This is a genomic window from Afipia sp. Root123D2, from assembly GCF_001425835.1.
Lineage (GTDB): Bacteria > Pseudomonadota > Alphaproteobacteria > Rhizobiales > Xanthobacteraceae > Afipia.
On the sequence record NZ_LMDP01000003.1, the window covers coordinates 885,273 to 909,957 of the forward strand.

30 protein-coding genes are annotated in these 24,685 nt (G+C 62.8%); 13 read left to right on the top strand and 17 right to left on the bottom strand.

The features are described 5' to 3' along the window. The first annotated feature begins 22 nt into the window (after window positions 1-22). Both ASC80_RS19410 and ASC80_RS19415 read left to right on the top strand, forming a co-directional pair. Window positions 23-808, top strand: a complete 786-nt coding sequence (locus ASC80_RS19410; RefSeq protein ID WP_056300665.1) for a molybdopterin-dependent oxidoreductase — start codon at window positions 23-25, stop codon at window positions 806-808. Between the two features lie 56 nt (window positions 809-864). After that, window positions 865-1,374 (top strand): superoxide dismutase family protein, encoded by a 510-nt coding sequence (locus ASC80_RS19415; RefSeq protein ID WP_056300668.1) that lies wholly within the window; start codon window positions 865-867, stop codon window positions 1,372-1,374. 11 nt (window positions 1,375-1,385) lie between these two features. Here the strand turns inward: ASC80_RS19415 and ASC80_RS19420 are convergent, their stop codons facing one another. Then, window positions 1,386-2,588: a YbfB/YjiJ family MFS transporter gene (locus ASC80_RS19420; protein ID WP_056301104.1), complete on the bottom strand. Its 1,203-nt coding sequence runs from the start codon at window positions 2,586-2,588 to the stop codon at window positions 1,386-1,388. Between the two features lie 148 nt (window positions 2,589-2,736). Between ASC80_RS19420 and leuB the strand changes: the two genes are divergently transcribed. Then, on the top strand, window positions 2,737-3,849 hold the full coding sequence (gene leuB / locus ASC80_RS19425) for a 3-isopropylmalate dehydrogenase (protein WP_056300671.1): 1,113 nt from the start codon (window positions 2,737-2,739) through the stop codon (window positions 3,847-3,849). An 81-nt stretch (window positions 3,850-3,930) separates the two neighbouring features. Here leuB and ASC80_RS19430 read toward each other — a convergent pair whose 3' ends face one another. Further along, the gene (locus ASC80_RS19430) at window positions 3,931-4,287 is read right to left on the bottom strand and encodes a hypothetical protein (protein ID WP_156464452.1); all 357 of its coding nucleotides are present in this window, start codon (window positions 4,285-4,287) and stop codon (window positions 3,931-3,933) included. Window positions 4,288-4,476: 189 nt separating this feature from the next. Continuing rightward, a complete protein-coding gene (locus tag ASC80_RS19435; RefSeq protein ID WP_056300674.1) occupies window positions 4,477-5,280 on the bottom strand; it encodes a hypothetical protein in 804 nt (267 codons plus the stop codon). Between the two features lie 174 nt (window positions 5,281-5,454). On the opposite strand from ASC80_RS19435, the gene ASC80_RS19440 reads away from it, so the two are divergent. Beyond that, window positions 5,455-6,489, top strand: coding sequence for an aspartate-semialdehyde dehydrogenase (locus ASC80_RS19440; RefSeq protein WP_056300677.1), 1,035 nt, complete (start codon window positions 5,455-5,457; stop codon window positions 6,487-6,489). An 84-nt stretch (window positions 6,490-6,573) separates the two neighbouring features. Here ASC80_RS19440 and ASC80_RS19445 read toward each other — a convergent pair whose 3' ends face one another. Further along, window positions 6,574-7,221 (bottom strand): carbonic anhydrase, encoded by a 648-nt coding sequence (locus ASC80_RS19445; RefSeq protein WP_056300680.1) that lies wholly within the window; start codon window positions 7,219-7,221, stop codon window positions 6,574-6,576. A gap of 122 nt (window positions 7,222-7,343) precedes the next feature. Here ASC80_RS19445 and ASC80_RS19450 point away from each other — a divergent pair, with 122 nt between their 5' ends. Next, a complete protein-coding gene (locus tag ASC80_RS19450) occupies window positions 7,344-8,225 on the top strand; it encodes an HpcH/HpaI aldolase/citrate lyase family protein (RefSeq protein WP_056301109.1) in 882 nt (293 codons plus the stop codon). Window positions 8,226-8,424: 199 nt separating this feature from the next. On the opposite strand, the gene leuD is transcribed toward ASC80_RS19450, so the two are convergent. Continuing rightward, window positions 8,425-9,030 carry a 3-isopropylmalate dehydratase small subunit gene (gene leuD, locus ASC80_RS19455; RefSeq protein WP_056300681.1) on the bottom strand — a complete coding sequence of 202 codons (606 nt, stop codon included), beginning with the start codon at window positions 9,028-9,030 and terminating at the stop codon, window positions 8,425-8,427. A 198-nt stretch (window positions 9,031-9,228) separates the two neighbouring features. Here leuD and ASC80_RS19460 point away from each other — a divergent pair, with 198 nt between their 5' ends. Then, entirely contained in the window at window positions 9,229-9,534 is a 306-nt protein-coding gene (locus tag ASC80_RS19460) for a hypothetical protein (RefSeq protein WP_056300682.1), read from the top strand. Window positions 9,535-9,670: 136 nt separating this feature from the next. Here the strand turns inward: ASC80_RS19460 and ASC80_RS23860 are convergent, their stop codons facing one another. Beyond that, on the bottom strand, window positions 9,671-10,072 hold the full coding sequence (locus tag ASC80_RS23860; RefSeq protein ID WP_056300686.1) for a hypothetical protein: 402 nt from the start codon (window positions 10,070-10,072) through the stop codon (window positions 9,671-9,673). 106 nt (window positions 10,073-10,178) lie between these two features. On the opposite strand from ASC80_RS23860, the gene ASC80_RS19470 reads away from it, so the two are divergent. After that, window positions 10,179-10,508, top strand: a complete 330-nt coding sequence (locus ASC80_RS19470) for a hypothetical protein (RefSeq protein ID WP_056300691.1) — start codon at window positions 10,179-10,181, stop codon at window positions 10,506-10,508. 85 nt (window positions 10,509-10,593) lie between these two features. Here ASC80_RS19470 and leuC read toward each other — a convergent pair whose 3' ends face one another. After that, window positions 10,594-12,000, bottom strand: coding sequence for a 3-isopropylmalate dehydratase large subunit (gene leuC / locus ASC80_RS19475; protein WP_056300694.1), 1,407 nt, complete (start codon window positions 11,998-12,000; stop codon window positions 10,594-10,596). A 114-nt stretch (window positions 12,001-12,114) separates the two neighbouring features. Between leuC and ASC80_RS19480 the strand changes: the two genes are divergently transcribed. Continuing rightward, window positions 12,115-12,525 carry a VOC family protein gene (locus ASC80_RS19480; protein ID WP_056300695.1) on the top strand — a complete coding sequence of 137 codons (411 nt, stop codon included), beginning with the start codon at window positions 12,115-12,117 and terminating at the stop codon, window positions 12,523-12,525. A 152-nt stretch (window positions 12,526-12,677) separates the two neighbouring features. On the opposite strand, the gene rplS is transcribed toward ASC80_RS19480, so the two are convergent. From rplS to ASC80_RS23865, 6 genes are all read right to left on the bottom strand, one after another. Next, window positions 12,678-13,064, bottom strand: a complete 387-nt coding sequence (gene rplS, locus ASC80_RS19485) for a 50S ribosomal protein L19 (protein ID WP_056300698.1) — start codon at window positions 13,062-13,064, stop codon at window positions 12,678-12,680. 102 nt (window positions 13,065-13,166) lie between these two features. Next, on the bottom strand, window positions 13,167-13,958 hold the full coding sequence (gene trmD / locus ASC80_RS19490) for a tRNA (guanosine(37)-N1)-methyltransferase TrmD (RefSeq protein ID WP_056300700.1): 792 nt from the start codon (window positions 13,956-13,958) through the stop codon (window positions 13,167-13,169). Between the two features lie 2 nt (window positions 13,959-13,960). Beyond that, window positions 13,961-14,509, bottom strand: a complete 549-nt coding sequence (rimM, locus tag ASC80_RS19495) for a ribosome maturation factor RimM (RefSeq protein ID WP_056300702.1) — start codon at window positions 14,507-14,509, stop codon at window positions 13,961-13,963. A 12-nt stretch (window positions 14,510-14,521) separates the two neighbouring features. Further along, window positions 14,522-14,854, bottom strand: coding sequence for a 30S ribosomal protein S16 (gene rpsP, locus ASC80_RS19500; protein WP_056300704.1), 333 nt, complete (start codon window positions 14,852-14,854; stop codon window positions 14,522-14,524). Window positions 14,855-14,901: 47 nt separating this feature from the next. After that, window positions 14,902-16,416, bottom strand: coding sequence for a signal recognition particle protein (gene ffh / locus ASC80_RS19505; protein ID WP_056300707.1), 1,515 nt, complete (start codon window positions 16,414-16,416; stop codon window positions 14,902-14,904). A 159-nt stretch (window positions 16,417-16,575) separates the two neighbouring features. After that, window positions 16,576-16,746 (bottom strand): hypothetical protein, encoded by a 171-nt coding sequence (locus tag ASC80_RS23865; protein WP_156464453.1) that lies wholly within the window; start codon window positions 16,744-16,746, stop codon window positions 16,576-16,578. A 20-nt stretch (window positions 16,747-16,766) separates the two neighbouring features. On the opposite strand from ASC80_RS23865, the gene ASC80_RS19510 reads away from it, so the two are divergent. Next, a complete protein-coding gene (locus ASC80_RS19510; protein ID WP_056300710.1) occupies window positions 16,767-17,741 on the top strand; it encodes an MBL fold metallo-hydrolase in 975 nt (324 codons plus the stop codon). Window positions 17,742-17,899: 158 nt separating this feature from the next. On the opposite strand, the gene ASC80_RS19515 is transcribed toward ASC80_RS19510, so the two are convergent. Then, complete coding sequence (locus ASC80_RS19515; RefSeq protein WP_056300712.1) at window positions 17,900-18,601, bottom strand: SIMPL domain-containing protein; 702 nt, start codon at window positions 18,599-18,601, stop codon at window positions 17,900-17,902. 15 nt (window positions 18,602-18,616) lie between these two features. After that, window positions 18,617-19,405 carry a GyrI-like domain-containing protein gene (locus ASC80_RS19520; protein WP_056300715.1) on the bottom strand — a complete coding sequence of 263 codons (789 nt, stop codon included), beginning with the start codon at window positions 19,403-19,405 and terminating at the stop codon, window positions 18,617-18,619. A 238-nt stretch (window positions 19,406-19,643) separates the two neighbouring features. Here ASC80_RS19520 and dapF point away from each other — a divergent pair, with 238 nt between their 5' ends. After that, window positions 19,644-20,516, top strand: a complete 873-nt coding sequence (dapF, locus tag ASC80_RS19525; RefSeq protein ID WP_056300716.1) for a diaminopimelate epimerase — start codon at window positions 19,644-19,646, stop codon at window positions 20,514-20,516. Window positions 20,517-20,525: 9 nt separating this feature from the next. After that, the gene (gene mtaB, locus ASC80_RS19530; RefSeq protein WP_056300717.1) at window positions 20,526-21,797 is read left to right on the top strand and encodes a tRNA (N(6)-L-threonylcarbamoyladenosine(37)-C(2))-methylthiotransferase MtaB; all 1,272 of its coding nucleotides are present in this window, start codon (window positions 20,526-20,528) and stop codon (window positions 21,795-21,797) included. On the opposite strand, the gene ASC80_RS19535 is transcribed toward mtaB, so the two are convergent. Then, window positions 21,786-22,520, bottom strand: coding sequence for an RluA family pseudouridine synthase (locus ASC80_RS19535; RefSeq protein ID WP_056300718.1), 735 nt, complete (start codon window positions 22,518-22,520; stop codon window positions 21,786-21,788). The genes mtaB and ASC80_RS19535 overlap by 12 nt on opposite strands. Before the next feature lie 50 nt (window positions 22,521-22,570). On the opposite strand from ASC80_RS19535, the gene ftsY reads away from it, so the two are divergent. Next, the gene (gene ftsY, locus ASC80_RS19540) at window positions 22,571-23,518 is read left to right on the top strand and encodes a signal recognition particle-docking protein FtsY (protein WP_056300722.1); all 948 of its coding nucleotides are present in this window, start codon (window positions 22,571-22,573) and stop codon (window positions 23,516-23,518) included. Continuing rightward, a complete protein-coding gene (locus ASC80_RS19545) occupies window positions 23,515-24,117 on the top strand; it encodes a septation protein A (protein WP_056300724.1) in 603 nt (200 codons plus the stop codon). Before ftsY ends, ASC80_RS19545 begins: the two co-directional genes overlap by 4 nt. 100 nt (window positions 24,118-24,217) lie before the next feature. Here ASC80_RS19545 and ASC80_RS19550 read toward each other — a convergent pair whose 3' ends face one another. After that, window positions 24,218-24,589 (bottom strand): ComEA family DNA-binding protein, encoded by a 372-nt coding sequence (locus tag ASC80_RS19550; protein WP_056300728.1) that lies wholly within the window; start codon window positions 24,587-24,589, stop codon window positions 24,218-24,220. Between the last annotated feature and the right edge of the window lie 96 nt (window positions 24,590-24,685).

Here is a 24,685-nt window from a genome sequence, read left to right on the forward strand (position 1 = left end):
CTGGATTGAAGGAAGCGTCATCATGAGCCGTCTTCGCAAACTTCTGATCCCGGGCGTCGACAAGACGCTACTCGTCAAGGACGCGACGAAGCTACTGCCGGACCCGGCGCGGCGCCGGTTTATCGCCGGCGGCGCCAGCCTCGGGGCGCTGACGCTGCTGACCGGCTGCGATGTTGTCGACAGCTCGTCGGCGGAAGCGCTGCTGACCAAGATTTCGAAGTTCAACGACCGGGTGCAGGCGCTGCTGTTCAATCCAAATACGCTGGCTCCGGAATTCCCGGAAAGCGCGATCACCCGGCCGTTTCCGTTCAATGGCTACTACGCGCTCGACGATGCCCCCAGGGTGGACGGCGACAGCTGGAAGCTCGAGGTGCGCGGTCTTGTCGACAACAAGAAGCCGTGGACGCTGCAGGAGCTTTATCAACTGCCGCAGGTCAGGCAGATCACCCGCCATATCTGCGTCGAGGGCTGGAGCGCGATCGGAAGCTGGACCGGGACGCCGCTGCGGCACTTCCTCGAACTGATCGGCGCCGACACCCGCGCGAAGTATTGCTGGTTCCAGTGCGCGGACGTCGACGGTTACAACAGCCCGCTCGACATGGCGAGTGCACTGCACCCGCAGACCCAGATGACGTTCAAATTCGGCGACGAAATCCTGCCGAGGGCCTATGGCTTCCCGATGAAAATCCGGGTGCCGACCAAGCTGGGCTTCAAGAATCCGAAGTATGTGATTTCGATGGAAGTCACCAACGACTATAAGGGCGGATACTGGGAAGATCAGGGTTACAATTCGTTCAGCGGAAGCTGAACAATCAGAGCCCAGAAGCATTGGTATCCGACGTTTTCATGAGCAAGGAGCCTGTAATGCTGAAACGATTGCTGTTGACCACATCCGTGTTGCTCGTGTGCACGGCAAGCATTGCGTCCGCGCAATCCGCCCGTGCCGTTCTCAAGGACACCAGCGGAAAGACGGTCGGCGACATCAATATGACGCAGGTGACCGACGGCGTTCTCGTCAAACTCGACGCCAAGGGGCTGCCGCCGGGCGAGCATGCCTTTCATATTCATGCGGTCGGCAAATGCGAGCCGCCGTTTAATTCTGCCGGCGGTCACTTCAATCCCGGCAACAAGAAGCACGGCATGATGGCCGCCGACGGTCATCACGCAGGAGACATGCCTAACCTGGTCGTGCCGTCATCGGGTGATCTGACCGTCGAGGTAATGAATACCGCGGTCACTCTTCAGAAGGACAAGCCGAACTCGTTGTACCAGCCGAACGGCACCGCTTTTGTCGTTCATGCCTCGCCTGACGATTACAAGACCGATCCGACCGGCAACGCCGGCGGGCGCATCGCCTGCGGCGTTGTCGAATGATGGAGGTGACGTCAGGAGGCGAGGCCTGATGTGACGAGGCGGCGTTGGCAGGCACATGCAAGGGCGCCCAGCGCCAGCGCCGCGGCCGAGACGTTCAACGCATATGTCAGGCTGCCCATCGCGTCGGTGATGGCGCCGGTCGCGATCGGGCCGAAGGTCTGCCCCAGCCCGAATGCCACCGTCAGGATGCCGATCACCTTCGGCCATGAGGCAGGGGGATAGTTTATCCGCGTGAACACGGTCGTCGCCGTCACCACGGCGAAGAACGCGGTGCCGAACACGAAGGCAGAGGCCGCGAGCAGCGCAGGCGCGGTGCCGAACAAGGCGAGGCCGGTACCGATGGCGGTGATTCCAATCAGGATTCCGGTGGTCATTCCGCTGTCGCCGCGTGTCATCAGTCTGCGCCACGCCCATGGCGATACGAAAGAGCTCAGCCCGATCAGGCACCAGAAGCCGCTTTGGGCCGCCGCGCTACCGCCGGCGTCGCGGATGTAGGCGATCATGAACGTCATGTAGGCGATGTACCCTGCGCCGAACAGGAAGTAGCCGGCGAGGTAGGCGAGTATCGGCCGCAGCGGGACAGCGTTCGATGTCGAGGTCGACTTGAACGGCGGCGCATCGACGCGAGTAATGAGCAGCGGCACAGTCAGAATCGTCGAGATCGCGGTCACCGCTGTCCATACGATCCACCATGAGCCCGGCCCGAAGCCCTCCAGCAGGAAGGGTGCCGCAAGGCCGGAGATGATGATGCCCAATGCGGGTCCGGTGTAGAACAGGCCGAGAAGGATGGCCGACTGAGCCGGGCGCGATTGCGCGATCGCCGCAGCCATCGCGCCACCGGCGATAAAAGCGATCGCCGCACCGAGACCGGCGAGCAGACGCGCGAAGGAAAACACGATGACGTTGCCGGTGATCGCGCACAGCGCCAGAGAAATCACGCAGGCCACCGTGCCGACCCAGACCGCGGCGAACAGGCCGTATCTGCGAATGAAGGCGGCGGCGCCGAGCGCGCCGGCGAGATAGCCGGCGGCGTTGATCGTGTTCATGAAACCCGCGGTGGCGTAGGACCATCCGAGCGCATCGCGCATGTCCGGCAGCACCAGCGAGTAGGCGAAGCGTCCGATACCGAGTCCGATGGCCGGGGCGAGCGCCAGCACAAGGATCGTGCGCAAGGCATGCGCCTGTGGCGGCGAGGAATTTTCAGGTGCTGACAATGGGCGCTCCGACGGCAGCACTGTGACAGGATTTCGCTTGGCTGAACAAGGCCGCACGAAACAATGGTGTCTTGCAAATCCCGCAGCAGCGCTCTAGCAAGTCCGGCAAGTTTGACCGACCACCGACATCTCACAAGGCACATCGATCATGGCAACCCACAAGCTCCTGCTCCTTCCCGGCGACGGTATTGGCCCCGAAGTCATGGCCGAGGTGAAGCGGCTGATCGACTGGGTGAATGGGCAGGGCATCGCCAAATTCGAGACCGAAAGCGGACTGGTCGGCGGATCGAGCTATGACGCCGACAAGGTGTCGATCACCGATGCGACGATGGCCCTGGCGCAGGCCTCGGATGCGGTGATCTTCGGCGCGGTCGGTGGTCCGAAGTGGGCTGACGTCCCTTACGAAGCGCGCCCCGAAGCCGGTCTGTTGCGGCTGCGCAAGGACATGGCGCTGTTCGCCAACCTGCGACCGGCGATCTGCTATCCGGCGCTGGCGGAGTCGTCGAGCCTCAAGAAAGACGTTGTCGAAGGTCTCGACATCATGATCGTGCGCGAACTCACCGGCGGCGTTTATTTCGGCGAGCCGAAAACCATCACCGACCTCGGCAACGGCCAGAAGCGGGCCATCGATACGCAGGTCTATGACACCTACGAGATCGAGCGCATTTCGCGCGTCGCTTTCGAGCTTGCTCGCAAGCGTCGCAACAAGATGACTTCGATGGAAAAGCACAACGTCATGAAGAGCGGCGTGTTGTGGAAGGAAGTCGTCACGCAGGTGCATGCGCGCGAATACAAGGACGTCCAGCTCGAGCATCAGTTGGCGGATTCCGGCGCGATGCAACTCGTGCGCCAGCCGAAGCAGTTCGACGTGATCGTCACCGACAACCTGTTCGGCGATATTCTCTCGGATATCGCGGCGATGCTGACCGGCTCGCTCGGCATGTTGCCATCGGCGTCGCTGGGTGAAGTCGATCAGAAGACCAGGAAGCGCAAGGCGTTGTATGAGCCGGTCCACGGTTCGGCACCGGATATCGCCGGCAAGGGACTCGCCAATCCGGTTGCGATGCTGACGTCGTTCGGCATGGCGCTGCGCTATTCGTTCGACATGGGCGAACTGGCCGACAAGCTCGATCAGGCGATTGCAACCGTGCTGGCAAAGGGGATTCGCACCGGCGACATCAAGTCGGAAGGATCGACCGTGGTCAGCACGTCGCAGATGGGCGAAGCGATCCTGAAGGAAGTGCAGGCGCTGTACGCCTGAGTCTCGTCATCGCGTGATCCGATCAAGAAAAATGCCCGGCAAAAGCCGGACATTTTGATTTCGGGGAGGATCGTTGCGAGATCAGTAGAGCGGAATCCGCTCCGGATAACCACCGACGTCCCACGGGCTGCTCAGCGGCTGGCGAGCCTGATAGGTCCGGTCGATGCTGTGGCCGTAGTTATAGCCCGGCGGATAAGCATAGTCGGTGAACTTGCGCTCGCCGGGAAGCACTTCGGTGCCGGCATCGAGCCATGAGCGGCGCGTCACGTAAACGCGGGTGCGCGGGCCGGCGCGGTAGGAGTAGTTGGGGCCGCCATTGGTGGCCTGCACTGTGCGGTATTTCTTCTTCGGCGCAGCATTGGCGTCCGATGCGTTCAGGCCGAATGCCATCGCGGCGGAAGCGGCCAGCACGATTGTCGCCAGTTTTGCGCCCGACATTTTCACACCGGGGCTGTTTGCGCGGAAGAGTCTCAAAACCATCATGTCCTCACGGGAATTCCAGATTGGCGACATGTTACCCGTTCGGGCAATGCGGCCACAAGGTGAATTGGGTCACACTCAGGGACAATAACAGCCCTGTGGGGCAAAATGTTTCATGCGAGCCAGAGATTTAGCGGGTATCGCGGATCACAGGCTGCCGCGCAGGGCAGGGTCCCGAACCGCGGTCATCCAGTTGGCGTTCGGGCCGGTCGTGGTGCCGCAGCCCGCTCGCTTGAGTTCGGCGGCGGCGAACCATTCCGCCAGTTTCGGATCGTTTCCGGCCGAAAGAAGAACGAACCGGTCGAGCGCGCAGGCAATTGCCGCCCGCTGGGCCGGCCCCGATGGCGGTTGGCACACCCAGCCGGTGATTTGCAGGCGCGGCGATGCGAGGCTTCGGGCGAACCCTATGCAACTGTCACCCGATTCTGTGGCAGAGAGACGGAGCAGGCTGACAGGGCCGAATTTACTGGCGATCAAGCCGGCGGCCTCGGTTCGCACCGGTGCGCCGTTGCCGATTCGGCGAGCCAGGATGGCATCAGCAGGCTCGAATTCAGCGATCTCGTCACCGGGCCGGTAAATTTCAGCTTCAGCGGTTGGTTTGCCATCCGGTCCCAAGGCCCAGCGCAGGGTGTCCTTGCGGCCGCCTTCAGGGTGACGGAGTGCTTCGTAAGGCTCTGTCACTCCTGAAAAATCCAGCTTGGCGATGGTGAACACCGGCTGTGGCCGGGTGGCGGCGCTCCAGCCGGGCTCGGCTGCCGCCGGCTTGGGCTCGATGGCTGCGCCTACCGGGCCAACCAGCAAGTCGGCGAGGATCGCCGCCAGCGACGCGAGGCCGCAGACATAGGCCAGGAAGCGGACGGCAAAGGCGCGCGCTTCATCCCGGAAGCTGCGCAAGGCTGGATGAATCTCGGCCAGAATGACGGGATGCCGGTCGATCGGCAGAACACTCATGCGAACGCGCCCTGTTTCAATTCTTGAAACCGACGCGATTGCCTGCGATGGAGAGGGTGTCGCCGCCCCGGAAGCGCGTCAGCGTTGTATTTTCGGCATTTTTCGCATAGAAGCGCTGCCTCTTCCGTTTCCGCTCGGTGTGGGGACGAAGCATTTTTCTTCGGAGAGTCAATGATGGGTTACAAGGTGGCCTGTGTGGGAGCGACCGGCAACGTGGGCCGGGAAATGCTCAACATTCTGGACGAACGCGCGTTTCCGGCCGACGAGGTCGTGGCGCTGGCCTCACGCCGCAGCTTGGGCGTGGAAGTGTCCTATGGCGACCGCACCCTCAAAGTGAAAGCGCTCGAAAACTACGATTTCAGCGACGTCGATATCTGTCTGATGTCGGCGGGCGGTGCGGTCTCGAAGGAGTGGTCGCCGAAGATCGCGGCGGCCGGCGCGGTGGTGATCGATAACTCGTCGGCGTGGCGCTATGACGCCGATGTGCCGCTGATCGTGCCGGAAGTGAATGCCGACGCCGTCGCAGGCTTCACCAGGCGTGGTATCATCGCCAATCCGAACTGCTCGACCGCGCAACTCGTCGTCGCGCTCAAGCCGCTGCACGATGCCGCCACCATCAAGCGCGTCGTGGTCTCGACCTATCAGTCGGTGTCGGGCGCCGGCAAGGATGCGATGGACGAATTGTTCTCGCAGACCAAGGCCGTCTACACCAACAGCGAGATCGTCAACAAGAAATTCCCGAAGCGTATCGCCTTCAACGTCATCCCGCAGATCGACGTGTTCATGGAGGACGGATACACCAAGGAAGAATGGAAGATGATGGCCGAGACCAAGAAGATTCTCGACCCCAAGATCAAACTCGCCGCGACTTGTGTGCGCGTGCCGGTTTTCATCGGCCATTCGGAATCGGTCAACATCGAGTTCGAAAAGCCGATCTCGGTCGACGAGGTCCGCAGTATCCTGCGCAACGCGCCAGGGTGCCTCGTGATCGACAAGCACGAGCCTGGTGGTTACGTCACGCCTTACGAATGTGCCGGCGAGGATGCGACCTACATCAGCCGCATCCGTGAGGATGCAACGGTGGAGAACGGCATCGCGCTGTGGTGCGTATCGGACAACCTGCGCAAGGGCGCGGCGCTTAATGCGATCCAGATCGCTGAGTGCCTCATAAATCGCAAGCTGATCAGCGCCAAGAAGAAGGCCGCGTAACCGCGGCACCCGCTTCGCCTCATCCCGGTACTCAACAAAAGGGCGCCCGTCACGGGCGCCCTTTTTGCTGTCGGTAATGCGGGGTTATGCGGTCGGGTTGACGGTGCTGAACTCTCCGGTCTCACGATCGAGCACCGACAGCGACCCCTTCGCCACTCCGAAATAGGCGCCGTGCAAATGGAGCTTGCCGCGCTCGACGAGGGTGCTGATGCATGGAAACGTCATCAGGTTCTCCAGGCTGGTCAGAACCGCTTTCTTTTCCAGCCGGGTGATAAGTTCCTGCGGCGTGTCGTCGTGGTGATGCTCGACCTCGTTCTCCATCATGGGCGTGAGCAACGACATCCACTTGCCGATGAAGTCGCCCGGCGACAACGGATCCGAGTCTTGCACCAGTGCCTTGATGCCACCGCACTGGGCGTGCCCGAGCACCACGATATTCTTGACCCGCAACACCTGCACCGCGAACTCCAGCGCCGCCGAGACGCCGTGGGCTTCGCCGTCCGGCGCGTAGGGCGGAACCAGGTTGGCGACGTTGCGCACCACGAACAGTTCGCCCGGCCCGGCGTCGAAGATCACTTCCGGCGAGACGCGGGAATCGCAACAGCCGACCACCATGGTCTCGGGCGATTGCCCGCGCTCCGATAGCTCGTGGTAGCGCGACTGCTCGGTGCGGAGCCGATGGGTCGCGAATGTCCGGTAGCCCGAAATCAGGTCTTGAGGAAAGGGTGTCATGGGGAAATCTCCTCGTCGTCACTGCGGATGGCTAACCACATGCGCCGGCGCTGAACAAGACTTTCGGAGCGTCGGCCAAGGTGCTATCGCCTCGGGCTTGAGATGCTTGGGGAATAATGGCCATGATCCGACCGCGCCGTAGCGTGCTTTTCATGCCGGGCTCCAACCCGCGCGCACTTGAGAAGGCGCGGACCTTGCCCGCCGACGGTATTATTCTCGACCTCGAGGACGCTGTGGCGCCGGAGGCAAAGGCGGCTGCCCGCAATCAGATCGCGGAGGCGGTCGCGGCGAAGGGCTTCGGCAAACGCGAGGTCATCATCCGCATCAACAGTCTCGAATCGCCGTGGTGGCTGGACGACCTCGATATGGCCGCCAAGGCGAAGCCTGACGGGATTCTCGTTCCGAAAATTTATGGCCCCGAGGATCTGGCGAGTATCGCCAATCGCTTCACCGATATCGGTGCCGATATGTCGATCCGCGTCTGGGCGATGATCGAGACACCGATGGCGGTGCTGCAGGCGAAGGAAATCGCCGCTTGCGCCAAGGACGTCGAGATGCGGCTTGCGGGCTTCGTGTTCGGGCCGAACGATATCGCCCTCGAAACGCGAATGAAGATGCTGCCGGGGCGTGAAGCGATGATTCCGCTGTTCGCTCACTGCATCATGGCTGCGCGTGCTTACGGTGTCGAAATTCTTGACGGGCCTTACAGCGGAATTGGCGACGACGATGGGTTTGCCAAAGAATGCACGCAGGGTCGCGACATGGGTTTCGACGGCAAGACGCTGATCCATCCGAGCCAGATTGCGCAGGCGAATGAAATCTACACGCCGCCGGCGGAAGAGGTCGCGCGCGCCCGCAAGATCATTGCCGCTTTCACGCTGCCGGAGAATGCCGGCAAGGGTGCGATCCAGCTCGATGGCCGGATGGTGGAACGGCTGCACGCCGAGATCGTGCGGCGCACGATTGCGATCTCCGATGCGATCAAGACGCTTTCAGAATCGTAAGACACGAGGCGACCCACAATCACGATGCCGTCCCCGCGAAGGCGGGGACCATTTCTTTAGATCGTGGTTGGCGAAGCTACTGTCGATCGTTTTTCTACCGGTGCATCGGTAGAAAGAAACAGCCCGCTGATTCTGGGTCCCTGCCTTCGCGGGGACGACCAAGCAAGTCAGGGTTTGCGTTGACGACAACCCCAGGCTGTTACAGCCAAGGCCGTTCGGTCTTTTCCTTCATCTCGAAGGTATCGATCGAAGCCTTCTTCTGCATCGTCAGGCCAATATCGTCGAGGCCGTTGAGCATGCAGTGCTTGCGGAATGGATCGAGGTCGAACTTGATGGTGCCGCCATCGGGTCCGCGGATTTCCTGATTCTCGAGATCGATGGTGAGCGTCGCGTTGGCGCCGCGGTCCGCATCGTCGAACAGCTTGTCGAGCTCCTCGTGGCTGACGCGGATCGGCAGAATGCCGTTCTTGAAGCAGTTGTTGTAGAAGATGTCGCCGAACGAGGTCGAGATCACGCAGCGGATTCCGAAATCCGCCAGCGCCCATGGCGCATGTTCGCGGCTCGATCCGCAGCCGAAATTGTCGCCGGCGACAAGAATCCTGGCCTGACGGTAGGCCGGCTTGTTGAGAACGAAATCGGGGTTCTCGCTGCCGTCGTCCTTGTAGCGCTGCTCCGAAAACAGCCCCTTGCCGAGACCGGTGCGCTTGATGGTCTTCAAATACTGCTTCGGGATGATCATGTCGGTGTCGACATTGATGATCTTCAGGGGCGCAGCCACGCCGTTCAGCGTCGTAAACTTGTCCATTGGTGCGGTTCTCGGGTTTGACGGCCGGAGTTCATCCGGTGACCTGGAGGTTGGTGTATCGCGAACGCGGCCCGTGGAAAAGTGCAAATTGCGCAAGGCAGAAGCCGTCTGGCCGGCGTTTGCGGGGATTTTCCGGAGTTGACGTCGTCGGGGCAATCGGAGACGTTCCGGCCGGGATTTGTTTCAACGGAGCGCCTGATGCAAGGCCAGACCAGAGCGATGTGTGCCGCGCTGTCCATTCTCTGCCTCGCGGCACTCGGCGGAGCGGCGCACGCCTTGGAGGCGACAACCGGATCGGCCACGGTCGCCGCGACAACCGCTCCGACCGACGTCTCGTCGCAGGTCCGGACGAAGCAGCGCCCGCCGCGTCGGGTGCATATCTATGGCCGGTCCCGCGGCCCCGGTCCCAATTCGGTGCGAATTTGCAATGCCCACTACGAACAGGAATTCCGACCGAGCGGAACGGTGATCGTTCCTAAAATGAATTGCTACTGGAGCCGTTGACGGCCGCGCCCGCTCATTCGAATGCGCCATTAATACGGCATCCGTATTCACCCCACATTCACGTTCCTGCTCCTAGCTTTGGATCCGTTGTCGCCATCGCGGCGAAGCGATGCCTTTGATGAAAACTTCAATGGCTTTATCCATCAAGGAGAGGACATTCATGAAAAAGATTCTCGGCCTTCTCGCAGTTGCGGGACTTTTGTTCGCCGCTGCGCCATCGGGGCCGGCTCAGGCTCTCTCGCTTGTTGACACGGGCACTGCCGCTGCGAGGCATGTCACGGATGGTGTCGCAACCGATGTGAGCTCGCGCCATCGCCACGCGCGTCATCGCCATGTGCGCCGTCATCATGGTTGGCATCATCGCCACCATGGCTGGAACCGAGGTCATCACTACGGCTGGAGCCGTGGCCACCATCGTGGATACCGGCATCATCGCTACTAAAGCCTGAGCGGCTGCCGCATCGAGCTGTGATGCGGCAGCCGGCCATTGCGCGGCGTTGTTCGCGTCATGGTCATGGCATCGAATCACAGCTTTCAATCACGGCCTGCAGCGAAATACCGTTGATTTTTAAGGAAGATCGCGAAACTCAAGCAGGTAACGAACGTTATCTATCTCGATGAAATTGATCGGAGGAGGAGTTCTCATGAGAGGAATTCTCGGAGCGGCGATCGTGGCCGTAACCTTGTCGTTCACCGGCGCAATGACTATGGCACCGGCCATGGCCGAGCCGGCGAAGGGTATCTCACAGAATCACGACGCAAAGACCGCGGCTGAGACAACGGATGTCAGCGCGCGCCGCCGTCATCGTTACTATCGGCGCCACTATTATCGACCCCATTATTATCGTCCGTACTATCGGCCGTATTACCGGCCCTATTATTACCCGCGGCCTTACTACTATCGGCCTTACCGACACTACTATGGCGGGCCGCGCTTCTACGGCCCGGGATTCAGCTTCGGTTTCGGCTGGTAAGCTGCGTGCAGCTCGAACGATTGATCAAAAGCAAACAGGCGCCCTTTGGGGCGCCTGTTTCGTTTGATTCAACGATGCGAGGCGGCTAGCGCCACTCGCGGATGTCGACGAAGTGTCCGGCGATCGCCGCAGCAGCTGCCATCGCCGGCGACACCAGATGGGTGCGGCCCTTGAAGCCCTGACGGCCTTCGAAGTTGCGGTTCGAGGTCGAGGCGCAGCGTTCTTCCGGGGACAGCTTGTCGGGGTTCATCGCAAGGCACATCGAGCAACCCGGCTCGCGCCATTCAAAGCCGGCCTTGATGAAGATCTTGTCGAGGCCTTCGGCTTCCGCCTGCTCCTTCACAAGACCCGAACCCGGCACGATCATCGCGTTGAGGTTACCGTTGACGGTATGACCGGCGACGACCTTGGCGGCGGCGCGCAGATCTTCGATGCGGCCGTTGGTGCACGAGCCGATGAAGACGCGGTCGAGCTTGATGTCGGTGATTTTTGTCCCGGCCTTCAACCCCATGTAGTCGAGCGCGCGCTGCTTCGACAGACGCTTGGCTTCATCAGCGATCTTGGCGGGATCTGGCACGATGCCGGCGATCGACACCACGTCTTCCGGCGACGTGCCCCAGGTCACGATCGGCGGCAGCTTCGCCGCGTCGAGCCTGATCTCGGTATCGAAATGCGCGCCGTCGTCAGTGCGCAGCGTTTCCCAGTAGCGCATGGCGGCGTCCCAGTCGGCGCCGGTCGGCGACATAGGACGGCCCTTGAGGAATTCGTAGGCCTTCTCGTCGGGAGCAATCAGTCCCGCACGTGCGCCGCCTTCGATCGACATGTTACAGACCGTCATGCGGCCTTCCATCGTCAGCGCGCGGATCGCTTCGCCGGCGTATTCGAGCACGTAGCCGGTGCCGCCCGCGGTGCCGATCTCGCCGATGATCGCGAGGATGATGTCCTTCGCGGTCACGCCGTCCGGCAATTTGCCGTCGACGGTCGCGCGCATGTTCTTGGCCTTTTTCTGGATCAGCGTCTGGGTCGCGAGCACGTGCTCGACCTCGGAGGTGCCGATGCCGTGCGCCAGTGCGCCGAACGCGCCATGCGTCGAGGTGTGGCTGTCGCCGCACACGATCGTCGTGCCGGGCAGCGTGAAACCCTGCTCGGGGCCGATGACGTGAACGATGCCCTGACGCTTGTCGTGCTCATCGTAGTACTCGACGCCGAACTCGCGCGCATTCTCGGCGAGCGTCGCGATCTGCTCGGCGCTCTCCGGATCGGGGTTTGGTTTGGAGCGGTCGGTGGTCGGCACGTTGTGATCGACGACTGCGAGCGTCTTCTTCGGCGCATGAACCTTGCGGCCGGACGTTCGCAGACCTTCGAAGGCCTGCGGCGACGTGACTTCATGGACAAGATGGCGATCAATATAGAGCAGACAGGTGCCGTCGGGCTGCTCGTCCACCAGATGATCGTTCCAGATCTTGTCGTACAGGGTCGTCGCTTTGGCCATCGTAAGGGGTCCGGTTGCTGTTTGTGGCCCGGTCGGCCGGGCCTGGGTTTTTACTCGCATAACCCGTTGGGGGAAAGTATCCTTGCCATATAAGACCTTACACAAGGTGACTCAATGTCCACTCGCCCGCCGGTTGCGCCCTATCTGACGGTTTCTCCCGCGGCCGGGGCGATCGCCTTCTACACCGCGGCATTCGACGCCCGGCAGAAGGCCCTGATGCCGGCGCTTGACGGGATGCGGATCATGCATTGCGAGCTTGAGATCAACGGCGGCGCGCTGTTCCTGTCCGATGCGTTTCCGGAATTCGGCAAGGCGCGGACACCGCTGCCGTCGGAGCCGGTGACGATGTCGGTCAGCCTCGAATTCGCGACCGCCGAACAGGTCGACGAGGTGTTCGCCCGCGCCACCAAGCTCGGCGCCTCCGGCGAGGTCACTCCGACGGATTCCTTCTGGGGCACGCGCACGGCGATCCTGCGCGATCCGTTCGGACATCGCTGGATCATGAATGGGCCGCTCGCGCGCTAGTTTTGTTTGACGCGTTTTCTTGATGCGAACCGGTATCCACCCTCGGGTCGAGCCCGAGGCCGTGCTTCGCTTGAAAACGCTATGGCGCAACAAAAAACGCGGCCGTGAGGCCGCGTTTCGTAAAACGAGTAACGGCGCAAGCGCCGCGGGAATTACTCTGCAGCCGCAGCCTGCGGGCGGGGATCCTGCTTCTCGGCGATGCGCGCCGATTTGCCGCGCAGGCCACGCAGATAATACAGCTTGGCGCGCCGCACCTTGCCGCGACGCACGAGCTTGATCGAGTCGATCATCGGCGAGTAGATCGGGAACACGCGCTCCACGCCTTCGCCGTAGGAAATCTTGCGCACGGTGAAGCTCTCGTTGAGCCCGCCGCCATTGCGGCCGATGCAGACGCCTTCATAGGCCTGCACGCGGGTGCGCTCGCCTTCCTTGACCTTGACGTTGACGGTCACGGTATCGCCCGGTCCGAAATCCGGAATAGTCTTGCCCGAGGCAAGTTTCTCGAGCTGCTCTTTCTCGAGTTCCTGAATGATGTTCATCGCAAAACTCCATCGGCGGCGCGCCCGGACGGGGCTGCGCGGAAATTCGTATCCAGCACATGCGCGGATTTGGCGCTGCTATACGCCAAAGATCGAGGGTTGTCACCCGTCCGTCGTCTTTTTTGATCCCCGGGACGGCTTCTTTTCGGCTGGCACCGCTGCCCACAGGTCGGGCCGCCGGGATCGGGTCAGCGCCTCGGCCTCGGCCCGGCGCCAGGCCTCGATCCGGGCATGGTCGCCGGACACCAGAGTATCGGGGATCTGGCGGCCCTCGAAGATCTGCGGGCGGGTATATTGGGGGTATTCCAGTAGTCCGTGGGAGAAACTTTCGTCGGTTCCCGAAGCGATTTTGCCCATGACCCCAGGCAAAAGCCGGACACAGGCGTCTATCAGGGCCATGGCGGCAATTTCGCCGCCGGACAGCACATAGTCGCCCACCGAGATTTCCTCGAGCTGACGGGCGTCGATGACCCGCTGGTCGACCCCCTCGAACCGGCCGCAGACGATCAGCGGACCCGGACCGTCGGCGAGCCGGACCACCCGCTCCTGCGTCAGCGGGGTTCCACGCGGGCTCATCAAAAGGCGGGGGCGGCGGGATTCCTGATTTGTCGCGTTTTCTTCACGCGAACCGGTTTCCACCTCGCTCGAAAATGCTCCGGAGGCGATGTCGGCCGCGTCGATCGCTGCGGCCAGCACGTCGGCGCGCAGCACCATGCCGGGGCCGCCGCCTGCGGGCGTGTCATCGACGCTACGGTGACGATCGGTCGCAGCATCGCGGATGTCGCGCGCCTCCAATGCCCAGATTCCGGCGGCGAGTGCGCGGCCCGCGAGGCTGACGCCGAGCGGACCGGGAAACATTTCGGGAAACAGCGTGAGCACGGTGGCGCGCCACATCGCTATTCGTCCGGATGCTGGGATGAATCGGTTGCTGGCGCGTCGCCGTCGATCTCTTGCGGCATGTTGATCACCACATGGCCGGCCTCGAGATCGACTGTCGGCACTATTGCGTTGGTGAAGGGCAACAGCAGCGTCGGGCCGCTCGGCAGCGCAATCTCGATAATGTCGCCGGCACCGAAATTATGGATCGCAAGAACCTTGCCGATGGGCTGCTGCTGCGTGTCGATGGCGCGCAGGCCGATCAGGTCGGCGTGATAATATTCGTCGTCTTCGGTATCCGGCAGCTTGTCGCGCGCGATGTAAAGCTCGATGCCGTTGACGCGCGCGGCGTCGTCGCGCGAGGCGATGCCCTTGAGCGCCGCCACCAGATGGTCCTTGGCTGCGCGCGCGCGCAGCACTTCAAACTGCCGCGCGCCGTCCTTCGTGGTGAGCGGGCCGTAGTTGAGAACCGCAAGCGGATCCTCGGTGAACGGCCACAGCTTCACCTCGCCGCGCACGCCGTGCGCGGCGCCGATTTTCGCAACGCAGATCAGCGCTGCTTTGCTCACGGCCGTGCGCGATTACTTCTTGGCTGCGGCTTCCGCGAGGGCCTTGCGCTCCTTGCGTGGCACAGCCTTCTCCGGGTTGTTGCGCGGCGTGCGCTTGGCGACGCCGGCTGCGTCGAGGAAACGCATCACGCGGTCCGACGGCTGCGCGCCCTTGGCCATCCAGGCCTTGACCTTGTCCAGGTCGAGCTTGAGGCGGGCCTCGTTCTCCTTCGGCAGCAGCGGATTGAAGTGGCCGAGACGCTCGATGAAGCGGCCGTCGCGCGGGAAGCGCGAGTCGGCGACGACGACGTGATAGACCGGGCGCTTCTTGGTGCCTGCGCGCGACAGGCGGATGACGACTGACATGATGTTCTCCGTTTGGTGTGTTCAGGTTGAATGTTGAAGTCGTGAAATTATTTCTTCTTGCCGAATCCGGGGAAGCCCCCGAGGCCCGGCAATGACGGTTTTCCCGGTCCTGGCAGGCCCGGAAAATCTTTCGGCAGCGAAGGCGCGCCTTGCGGAATCCCGCCGGGCATCTTGTCCGCGAGCTGTTTCATCGCATCGGCTGACGGCATGCCGCTTCCGCCCAAGCCCATTGCCTGCGCCATACCCGCGAGCGGGCCGCGCTTGCCCTGTCCCATGGCCTTCATCATGTCGGCCATGTTCCGGTGCATCTTCAGCAGCTTGTTGACTTCCTCGACCTTGAGGCCGGCGCCGGCGGCAATGCGCTTCTTGCGGCTGGCTTTCAGGATATCGGGGTTCTTGCGCTCTTCGCACGTCATCGAATCGATCACCGCCATCTGACGCTTCACGACCTTGTCGTCGAGATTGGCGGAGGCAATCTGGTTCTTCATCTTGGCGATGCCGGGCATCATGCCCATCAGCCCGCCAAGGCCGCCCATGTTCTGCATCTGGGCAAGCTGTTCGCGCAGGTCGGCAAGATCGAACTTGCCCTTGCGCATTTTCTCGGCGGTGCGGGCCGCCTTTTCGGCGTCGATATGCGCCGCGGCTTTTTCAACGAGCGAGACGACGTCGCCCATGCCGAGGATACGGCCGGCGATGCGGGAGGGATGAAAATCTTCGAGCGCATCGGTTTTTTCGCCGGTGCCGATCAACTTGATCGGCTTTCCGGTAACAGCACGCATCGACAGCGCTGCGCCGCCGCGGCCGTCGCCGTCGACGCGGGTGAGCACAATACCGGTGAGGCCGACGCGCTCGTCGAAGGCGCGGGCGAGATTGACGGCATCCTGACCGGTGAGCGAGTCGGCGACCAGCAGAACTTCATGCGGTTGCGCCGCGGCCTTCACCGTGGCGGCTTCCTGCATCATTTGTTCGTCGAGCGTGGTGCGGCCGGCGGTGTCGAGCAGCACGACGTCGTAGCCGCCGAGCTTGCCGGCCTGCAATGCGCGCTGCGCGATCTGGGTCGGCATCTGCCCGGCGACGATCGGCAGGGTTTCGACCGACAGGTCGCGGCCGAGCACGGCGAGCTGTTCCTGCGCGGCCGGGCGATAGACGTCGAGCGACGCCATCAGAACTTTTTTCTTGTCGCGCTGGGTGAGGCGGCGCGCCAGCTTGGCGGTGGTGGTGGTTTTGCCGGACCCCTGAAGGCCGACCATCATGATCGCGACCGGCGCCGGCGCGTTGAGGTCGATCTGCTGGCCGTCGGAGCCGAGAGTCTCCACAAGCTGATCGTGGACGATCTTGACGACCATCTGGCCCGGCGTCACCGATTTGACGACGGTGGCGCCGATCGCCTGTTCGCGGACCTTGTCGGTGAACGAGCGCACGACATCGAGCGCCACGTCGGCCTCGAGCAGGGCGCGGCGTACCTCGCGCATGGCCGCATCGACATCGGCTTCCGACAGCGCGCCGCGCCGCGTCAGCTTGTCGAGTATGCCTCCGAGCCTTTCCGACAGATTGTCGAACATTCCGGCGCCGTATCCCGTTGCGCTCCCCGCAGGGAGGTGAAATTCCAAACACATTTACGCCCGAGGGCGCACAGCGCTGTCGGGCGTGGGCCTCCGGCCTCTGGGACCGGGCGGCGGGTCGAAAAGAACGTCTTTCCGAGAAGTGCGGCGGTTAAAGCCTCACAGGCCCGGAAAGTCAAGAAAAGACCGGAAAAGGAGGTTTTTTGCGGCAGCCACCCCGGCGGTCGCGAAGCTTTCATTTGCCGAATCCGGGTTTTTGAGGCCAATCGGCTGATGAAACTCACCCGCTGCCGCCTTTTTCGGCCTGCTGGCCGGCGTCTCTGCCGTCATCGTCTGCCTGGATGTCCCGTATGAAGACCTACGCCGGCCCGATCTCCGATCATTTCGACGGTACCCACTTTTTCGACCCGGAGGGAGCGTCGCCAAAACCGCTCTGGAAGGTGCTGCGCTGGCAGATGACCAAGCAGACGGCAAAATGGCCGGACTGGGCGCCGAGCCCCCATTCCGACACCCCACCCGCCCGCGTCACCGGAACCGGCACGCGGCTGTCGTATGTCGGCCACGCCAGTTGGCTCATTCAGGCCGCCGGACTCAACATCCTGATCGATCCGGTCTGGTCGGAGCGTTGCTCGCCGTTTTCGTTCGCCGGCCCGAAGCGGGTCAACGATCCGGGAATCGCGTTCGACAAGCTGCCGCCGATCGACGCGGTGCTGGTGTCGCACGGCCACTACGATCATCTGGATATCGCGACGTTGTCGAAACTCACCGCGAAATTTTCGCCGCGGGTGGTCACGCCGCTCGGCAATGACGTGACGATGCGCGATGCCGACAGCGCCATTCGCGCCGAAGCATTCGATTGGGGCGACCGCATTGAACTTGGCAACGGTATCGCGGTCACGCTGGTGGCGACACGTCACTGGACCGCGCGTGGTCTGTTCGATCGTAACAAGGCGCTGTGGGCGAGCTTCGTGCTCGAAACGCCGGCCGGGAAAATCTACATCGTCTGCGATTCAGGCTACGGCACCGGCGCACATTTTCGTCGTGTCCGCGAGGCGCACGGTCCATTGCGTGCCGCAATCCTGCCGATCGGCGCGTATGAGCCGCGCTGGTTCATGCTCGATCAGCACATGAATCCCGAGGACGCGGTGAAGGCGCTGGACGACTGCGGTGCCGAGATGGCTTTCGCGCATCATCACGGCACGTTCCAGCTGACCGACGAAGCCATCGACGCGCCGGTTCAGGCGCTCGGGGTCGCGCTCGAGGCCGCGAAGATGCCGCGCGAAAAATTCGCGGTGCTCCAGCCCGGGCAGGCGATGGAGATTTAGGGTTGCTCTCTGTATCGTCATTGCCGGGCATAGCCGTTCGAAGAACGGCGTCGCTTCCGCTCGCCTATGTCCCGGCCATCCCGATTCATGGGGCACCGTGCTTCCCTAAGCGGGATGCCCGGCACAAGGCCGGGCGACAGAGCAAACGATAGTGAAACTTACGGCGTCTTCGGTTTGATCTCGTAGGACACGCTCACCGACACCCGCAGCATTTCCTCGCCCGGCGCAACCGGCGCCGAGTCCGCCATGGCGGCAGCCATCTTCCGATAGGGCATTGGGCCCGGCATGCCTTGTTCGGAAATGCTGAGAGGCGCGCCCAGCGTCACGCCGGCGGCGCGGGCATAGATGTCGGCCTTGCGGTGCGCATCGTCGATCGCCTTGGCGCGGGCATCGTCGAGCAGTTTCGAGGCCTGCGATACCATGAAGCTGATGCCGCTGATGTCGTTGGCGCCGCTCGACACCAGCGCGTCGATCGCATTCGCCACCTTGGTCACGTCGCGCACGGTGACGGTAACGCGGTTGCTGGCGCGGTAGCCGACGATCTGCATCGGTCCGTTGTTGCCCTTGATCGGTGCGCTTTGCGGCTGCAGCGACAGCCGTGACGTCTGGATGTCCTTCTCCGCGACACCTGAGGCCTTCAGCGCCTGCAGCACGGCGCTCATCGCCTTGTTGTTGGCGGCGCTGGCGTCACGTGCGTTCTTCGCCTCGGTGGTGACGCCACCGTTGATCTCCGCGAGGTCCGGCGGCACGGAGATGGTCGCTTCACCGCTCACTGAAATCGCCGGTGGCTGCGTTTCCGCGAAAGCGGGCGAGATCGCGCAGGCGAGAACGATCGCGGCGAAGGCGTGACGATGGCGCATAAAAGATACTCCGTTTTATTTCAGCGGGACGAAAACGTTGATGACGAGCTTGTCCTCGGCGGTAGTCAGCGGATTTGTGACGTACTCCTCGACGAAGGTGTCTTTCGCTTCGAGTTTCTTGTCATCGAGGTGGTTGGTGATCGCCTCGTAGGTGTTGTCCATGTTGTCGTAAGAGCCGTGATGGACGAATTTGAGCGTCTTGCCGTCGGGCGACTGGCTCATGCTCATGTCCTTGCCGAGGTTCGTGACGTCCTGATCGACGGGAATTTCGGTCAGGAAGGAAAAGCCGGCGTCGTCGGTGGAGGTGTAGACGATCAGCGCCGGACCGGCGGCCTTGACGCCCTGCTTGTCGAGGAAGGCGGTCAGCGTTTTCACCGACTCGACGATGTTGTCGAACGCCGACTCCCAGTTGGAGGTGCCGCGCAGCGACAGCACCTTCTTCGCCGTCAGCGTGACTTCCTCGCCGAACGGCTCTGTGGCCTGGGCCTTCTGGTCGGCAGGCGAGGTCGCCGGAGTTTGTGCTGCGGCCGGCGGAGTGGCGGCAGGCGGCGTGGCTGTGCCGGGTGTTGAGGCTGAAGGCGTGGCAGGCGCGGGCGTCGCCATTTCGGGGGCAGTGGCTGCGGGCGGCGAGGGGGCTTGTGCCGCAGGCGCTGGATCGGCCGGAGCCGGCGCGGCGGGCGGTGTTGCCGGTGTGGTAGCCGGTGGCGATGCAGTCTGCGCCACGGTGAGGGTGGCGGGAACGGTCAGCCAGATCGCGGCTGGCAACAGCAGCAGCGGGAGGCGGGACAAACGGGGGCGGCTCATTCGGCGGTCTCCATGGGCATTCCAGTCGGTCTGGTCCGGCGCGGACCGCCCACACTAGAACCTTTTCAGTTCCGTTTGAATCAGAACCGCAGCGTGGCTGTCCGGGCTCGTTCAGCGCAACTCTGCATGTTTCCATGACAGATATGCGTCTGGCGGCGGAAGTAGGGCAGCGGCCGGAGTTTGGTTGGACTGGTCAAATTCGGCGCCATTCGCCATATAGGCGGCAGAGGATTTAAAGATGAGCGCGCTCGCCAACCACGCCTTTGCCAAGATGAACGGCATCGGCAACGAAATCGTCGTGATCGATCTGCGCGATTCGCAGGCAGGCGTCAGCGCCGGGGAAGCGCGTGCCATCGCCGCGCCCGGCGGCGTGCATTACGACCAGCTGATGGTGCTGCAGCCGCCGCGCTTGCAGGGCACCAGCGCCTTCATCCGCATCTACAATAACGACGGTTCGGAAGCGGCCGCCTGCGGCAACGGGATGCGCTGCGTCGCGCGGCAGGTGTTCGCGGAAACCGGCAAGGATGCGCTGACCTTCGAGACGCGCGCCGGGCTGCTCAATTGCTGGCAGGGGCCGTCAGCCGGACTCTATACCGTGGACATGGGGCCGCCGAAGTTCGGCTGGCAAGACATTCCGCTGGCCGAGGAATTCCGCGACACGCGCGGCATCGAGTTGCAGATCGGGCCGATCGATGCACCGATCCTGCATACACCGTCTGTGGTCAGCATGGGCAACCCGCACGCGATCTTCTGGGTCGACGATGTCGAGGCCTACGATCTCACCCGTTTCGGGCCGCTGCTGGAAAATCACCCGATCTTCCCCGAACGCGCCAACATCACGCTGGCCCATATCGTCGATCGCGACCACATCGTGATGCGGACGTGGGAGCGCGGCGCGGGGCTCACCAAGGCCTGCGGCTCGGCGGCGTGTGCCACGGCGGTGGCGGCGGCGCGGCTCAAGCGCACCAATCGTATCGTCAACATGACGCTGCCCGGCGGCGGACTGGTGATCGAGTGGCGCGCAAGCGACGATCATGTGCTGATGACCGGCCCTGCGGTGTTCGAATACGAAGGCCGCTTCGATCCGGCGCTGTTCGCGAGTGTGGCGTGAAATCGTGAAATGAGTATCGATGTCGTCACCTTCGGCTGTCGCCTGAACAGCTTCGAATCGGAAGTGATCCGGCGCGAGGCGGCGGGGGCAGGCCTCGACGACGCCATCGTCGTCAACACTTGCGCCGTCACCAACGAGGCGGTGGCGCAGGCGCGCCAGACCATCCGAAAGCTGCGGCGAGATCGTCCCGGAGCGCGGATCGTCGTCACCGGCTGCGCTGCACAGACGCAGCCCGAGATGTTCGCCGCGATGGCCGAGGTCGACCGCGTGCTCGGTAACGACGACAAGATGCGCAGCGACGCGTGGCGCGCGACGAAGATCGCGTTCACCGGTGCGCTGTCGCTCAGTCTTGCGGCCGAGGAAAAGATCGCTGTCGCCGACATCATGGCGGTGACCGAGATGGCACCGCATCTGGTCGCGGGTTATCAGCGCGGACTGCCGCGCGTGTTTGTACAGGTGCAGAACGGCTGCGATCATCGCTGCACCTTCTGTATTATTCCTTACGGGCGCGGCAATTCGCGCTCGGTGGCGATGGGCGCGGTGGTCGATCAGGTGCGAACGCTGGTCGAGGCCGGACACGCGGAGATTGTTCTGACCGGCGTCGATCTCACGAGCTACGGCGCCGATCTTCCGGGCGCGCCGAAGCTCGGGACATTGACCCAACAGATTCTGCGCCACGTGCCCGATCTGAAGCGCCTGCGCATCTCGTCGATCGATTCCATCGAGGCCGACCGCGATCTGCTCGATGCGATTGCATCCGACGAGCGGTTGATGCCGCACCTGCATCTGTCGCTGCAGGCCGGCGACGACATGATCCTGAAGCGCATGAAGCGGCGGCACACCCGCAAGGATGCGATCGAATTCTGCGAGCAGGTGCGACGGCTGCGGCCTGATATCGCTTTTGGTGCCGATATCATCGCCGGTTTTCCGACCGAAACCGAAGAGATGTTTTCCCGCTCATGCGATCTGGTGGACGAGTGCGATCTCACCTTCCTGCACGTGTTCCCTTATTCGCCGCGTCCCGGCACCCCGGCGGCGAAGATGCCGCAGGTCAAGGGCGACGCGATCAGGGATCGCGCGCGGCGGTTGCGTGAAGCGGGTCACGTTGCGCTGAAGCGGCGGCTCACATCGGAGATCGGCGGCGCGCGGCAGGTATTGATCGAGAGCGGGACCCAAGGCCGCACCGAACATTTTATGCCGGTAGCGATTGCAGGCGGTGTCGCGGGCGAGGTGCGCGCGCTGATGATCGCCGGTCACGATGGCGTGCGGCTACACGTCTGACGCCGCTGCCTCCTGCGTCGCTTCTTCCTCTCCATTCCATCCACATGCGCGCAAGCGTTCCTGCATATGCGGAGGCACCGGCGCGGTGACCCGCACGGGTGGTTTGTTCCTGGAGAGCGGGATCACGATTTCGCGCGCGTGAAGATGCAGCGTCGGTTCGCCGAAGCGCGGACCGTTGCCGTAGATGTTGTCGCCGACAATCGGCCAGCCGGAGGCGGCGCAATGCACGCGCAACTGATGAGTGCGGCCCGTGATCGGTTCCAGCGCCAGCCAGGTCAGGCCATTGCCGCGCCCAAGCACCTGCCAGCGCGTCAGCGATGGAAGCCCGTTCGGGTCGGGCTTCTGCCACCAGCCGCGCTCTTCATTCAAACGCCCCAAAGGAATGTTGATCTCGCCTTCAGCCTCGGAAGGTCCGCCTTCAACCGCGGCCCAATAGGTTTTGGAAATCTTGCCATGCTTGAACAGCAGCCCGAGCGAGGCGGTGGCCTTGCGGTGGCGTCCCAGCACCAGACAACCCGACGTATCGCGATCGAGCCGATGGGCCAGCACCGGCGGGCGCGGCAGGCCGAACCGCAACGCGTCGAACGAGGCCTCGAGATTGGCGCCGCCCTTGGGGCCTCGATGCACGGCAATGCCAGCCGGTTTGTCGATCACCAGCATCAGCCCGTCGCGGTGAAGCACGCGGGCTTGCATTTCCTCCGGTGTCGGCTGTGGCGTATCCATCGTCGCAGTGGCTTTCGTTTGCGGCGTGAACCGGCTAACACAATCCTCGCATGAGTGACAGCACACAAGATCAACCCAAGCAAAGCTGGTGGCGGCGCCTGTCCGCCGGCCTGAAGCGTACGTCGAGCTCGATCGGCACCGCGGTGGCGGATCTCGTCACCAAGCGCAAGCTCGATGGCGCGATGCTCGAGGATATCGAGGACGTGCTGCTGCGCGCCGATCTCGGAACCGAGGTTGCGGCGCGGATCGCGGAAGCCGTGGGCAAGGGCCGCTACGACAAGTCGGTGTCGGCGGAAGACGTTCAGAATATCGTCGCCGCCGAGGTTGAGAAAGTTCTCGCGCCAGTAGCGCGACCGCTGGTCGTCGATGACGCGCAAAAGCCGTTCGTCATTCTCGTGGTCGGCGTCAACGGTTCGGGCAAGACCACGACTATCGGCAAGCTGGCGGCGAAGTTCGCCGGCGAAGGCCGCAAGGTGATGCTGGCAGCGGGCGATACCTTCCGCGCCGCCGCCATCGAACAGTTGAAGGTTTGGGGCGAGCGCACCAAATCGCCGGTGATTGCGCGGGCGCAAGGTTCGGATTCAGCAAGCCTCGCCTTCGAGGCGATCGAAGCAGCCAAGGCCGATGGCCGCGATGTGCTGCTGATCGACACCGCCGGGCGATTGCAGAACAAGACGGAACTGATGACCGAGCTTGGCAAGGTGGTGCGTGTCATCAAGAAGGTCGATGCCTCGGCGCCACATGTGGTGCTGCTGGTGCTGGATGCGACCGTCGGCCAGAACGCGCTCTCGCAGGTCGAGGCCTTTCTCAAGACTGCCGGGGTCACCGGTCTGGTGATGACCAAACTCGACGGCACCGCGCGAGGCGGCATCCTCGTCGCGCTGTCGGAGAAGTACAAGCTGCCGGTGCATTTCATCGGCGTCGGTGAAGGGATCGACGATCTGTCGCCCTTCACCGCCAGGGATTTCGCCAAGGCGATTGCAGGACAGGATTCATGAGCAAGCCCGCGCCCCATCCGTTGTTCAAGCTCGCGACCGAGCTGGGGCCGCTGGTGATCTTCTTCGCCGCCAACGCGAAATTCGGCCTGTTCACGGCGACCGGCGCCTTCATGGTCGCGATCGTTGCCGCGATCGTCGTGTCCTACGTGGTGACGAAACACGTTCCGATCATGGCGCTGGTCACCGCGTTCATCGTGCTGGTGTTCGGAGGATTGACGCTGGCGCTGCACGACGAAACCTTCATCAAGGTCAAGCCGACCATCATCTATTCGTTGTTCGCCGCGACGCTGGGCATCGGCCTGCTGTTCGGGCGGTCGTTCATCGCACTGATGTTCGACCAGATGTTCAACCTGACGCCGGAGGGCTGGAAACGCCTCACGATCCGTTGGGCGATTTTCTTTGCGGCTATGGCGGTGCTGAATGAAATCATCTGGCGCACCCAGACCACGGACTTCTGGGTCGCGTTCAAGGCTTTTGGCGTGATTCCGATCACCGCGGTGTTCGCCATGCTGCAGACGCCGCTCATCAAGCGCTATCACATCGAGCCGGCCACCGACGAGGCGAGCGATCTTGAGCGCGGCGACATCACCAAGGGATAAGCTACGCGCCGCTCGGTCGATCTGAAATGAACGATCCAGCAAAAACGCGCCGGCAGCAATGCCGGCGCGTTTTTATCGATCGGCTCGAATGAAGCGGAAATTACTTCTGCTTGGCGATAATCTTGTCCTTGATGCCGGCGTAGGTCTTCTCCGGAAGGATCTTCTTTTGCACCAGCTCATCCTTGCCCTTGTAGGGGCGGCCCTTGATGATCGCTGCCGAATAGGCCTTGCCGATGCCCTTCAGTTCGGCGAGTTCGTCGGCCGAGGCGGTGTTGATGTCGAGCAGTGCGGCTTTGGCGTCGGTCTTGGCCGCTGCCTTCGGCGCCGGAGCCATTTTCGAATCGGCTTTGGGAGCTGGCGCCATCTTGCCGCCAGTCGCGGGCTGGGTCGCCTGCGCGAACGACGGCGAGGCGGCAAGCAGGCCGAGAGCGAGCGTTGCGGCAGTCAGTGAAGCGAGCTTGAAATAGCGCATGAGCGGTGTCCCTCCAGGACATTGATTGAAGTGCCTCAAGGTAAGGCGGGATTCGTGGCCGCGCCATGGCTGCCAAATGAACGGCAGATAAACGCG

Bases quoted from the DNA above. Each gene is read 5' to 3' on its own strand.
- ASC80_RS19545 (WP_056300724.1), top strand. From the start codon at position 23,515: ATGAGCAAGCCCGCGCCCCATCCGTTGTTCAAGCTCGCGACCGAGCTG.
- ASC80_RS19520 (WP_056300715.1), bottom strand. From the start codon at position 19,405: ATGAGCCGCCCCCGTTTGTCCCGCCTCCCGCTGCTGCTGTTGCCAGCC.
- ASC80_RS19410 (WP_056300665.1), top strand. From the start codon at position 23: ATGAGCCGTCTTCGCAAACTTCTGATCCCGGGCGTCGACAAGACGCTA.
- dapF (WP_056300716.1), top strand. From the start codon at position 19,644: ATGAGCGCGCTCGCCAACCACGCCTTTGCCAAGATGAACGGCATCGGC.
- ASC80_RS23865 (WP_156464453.1), bottom strand. From the start codon at position 16,746: ATGACGGCAGAGACGCCGGCCAGCAGGCCGAAAAAGGCGGCAGCGGGT.
- mtaB (WP_056300717.1), top strand. From the start codon at position 20,526: ATGAGTATCGATGTCGTCACCTTCGGCTGTCGCCTGAACAGCTTCGAA.
- ASC80_RS19440 (WP_056300677.1), top strand. From the start codon at position 5,455: ATGGGTTACAAGGTGGCCTGTGTGGGAGCGACCGGCAACGTGGGCCGG.
- rpsP (WP_056300704.1), bottom strand. From the start codon at position 14,854: ATGTCAGTCGTCATCCGCCTGTCGCGCGCAGGCACCAAGAAGCGCCCG.
- ASC80_RS19445 (WP_056300680.1), bottom strand. From the start codon at position 7,221: ATGACACCCTTTCCTCAAGACCTGATTTCGGGCTACCGGACATTCGCG.
- rplS (WP_056300698.1), bottom strand. From the start codon at position 13,064: ATGAACATCATTCAGGAACTCGAGAAAGAGCAGCTCGAGAAACTTGCC.
- ASC80_RS19470 (WP_056300691.1), top strand. From the start codon at position 10,179: ATGAGAGGAATTCTCGGAGCGGCGATCGTGGCCGTAACCTTGTCGTTC.
- leuB (WP_056300671.1), top strand. From the start codon at position 2,737: ATGGCAACCCACAAGCTCCTGCTCCTTCCCGGCGACGGTATTGGCCCC.
- leuC (WP_056300694.1), bottom strand. From the start codon at position 12,000: ATGGCCAAAGCGACGACCCTGTACGACAAGATCTGGAACGATCATCTG.
- ASC80_RS19415 (WP_056300668.1), top strand. From the start codon at position 865: ATGCTGAAACGATTGCTGTTGACCACATCCGTGTTGCTCGTGTGCACG.
- ASC80_RS19550 (WP_056300728.1), bottom strand. From the start codon at position 24,589: ATGCGCTATTTCAAGCTCGCTTCACTGACTGCCGCAACGCTCGCTCTC.
- ASC80_RS19510 (WP_056300710.1), top strand. From the start codon at position 16,767: ATGAAGACCTACGCCGGCCCGATCTCCGATCATTTCGACGGTACCCAC.
- ffh (WP_056300707.1), bottom strand. From the start codon at position 16,416: ATGTTCGACAATCTGTCGGAAAGGCTCGGAGGCATACTCGACAAGCTG.
- ASC80_RS19430 (WP_156464452.1), bottom strand. From the start codon at position 4,287: ATGTCGGGCGCAAAACTGGCGACAATCGTGCTGGCCGCTTCCGCCGCG.
- ASC80_RS19480 (WP_056300695.1), top strand. From the start codon at position 12,115: ATGTCCACTCGCCCGCCGGTTGCGCCCTATCTGACGGTTTCTCCCGCG.
- ASC80_RS19435 (WP_056300674.1), bottom strand. From the start codon at position 5,280: ATGAGTGTTCTGCCGATCGACCGGCATCCCGTCATTCTGGCCGAGATT.
- ASC80_RS19535 (WP_056300718.1), bottom strand. From the start codon at position 22,520: ATGGATACGCCACAGCCGACACCGGAGGAAATGCAAGCCCGCGTGCTT.
- ASC80_RS19450 (WP_056301109.1), top strand. From the start codon at position 7,344: ATGATCCGACCGCGCCGTAGCGTGCTTTTCATGCCGGGCTCCAACCCG.
- ASC80_RS19515 (WP_056300712.1), bottom strand. From the start codon at position 18,601: ATGCGCCATCGTCACGCCTTCGCCGCGATCGTTCTCGCCTGCGCGATC.
- ftsY (WP_056300722.1), top strand. From the start codon at position 22,571: ATGAGTGACAGCACACAAGATCAACCCAAGCAAAGCTGGTGGCGGCGC.
- leuD (WP_056300681.1), bottom strand. From the start codon at position 9,030: ATGGACAAGTTTACGACGCTGAACGGCGTGGCTGCGCCCCTGAAGATC.
- ASC80_RS19460 (WP_056300682.1), top strand. From the start codon at position 9,229: ATGCAAGGCCAGACCAGAGCGATGTGTGCCGCGCTGTCCATTCTCTGC.
- trmD (WP_056300700.1), bottom strand. From the start codon at position 13,958: ATGTGGCGCGCCACCGTGCTCACGCTGTTTCCCGAAATGTTTCCCGGT.